This is a genomic window from Bittarella massiliensis (ex Durand et al. 2017) (assembly GCF_017566145.1).
Taxonomy (GTDB): Bacteria; Bacillota; Clostridia; order Oscillospirales; family Ruminococcaceae; genus Bittarella; species Bittarella massiliensis_A.
Map to the genome: position 1 here is coordinate 1 of NZ_JABFCL010000430.1, position 207 is coordinate 207.

Annotated in this window: 1 pseudogene; it reads right to left on the minus strand. The window is 45.9% G+C overall.

The window, feature by feature from the left end:
- Positions 1-207, minus strand: a pseudogene (glnA, locus tag HJY11_RS14945) (glutamine synthetase); the annotation flags it as partial.

Genomic DNA, 207 nt, shown 5'->3' on the forward strand with positions numbered 1-207 from the left:
GCCCGATCAGCATCTCATCGGCAACTCCCTGTTCCTTCATATATTCAACTGATTTCTTGCATACATTTTTAGGATACTGGTCAAACGGGGTATTGCTGTCTTTACCGATTACACATACATCGCCGCTCATCGTCAGCGTAGGAATTTCTGCAAAGGGATCTACGGCCGCCGTGTCCGGATCCGGTATAAATACCATATCGCTTTTTT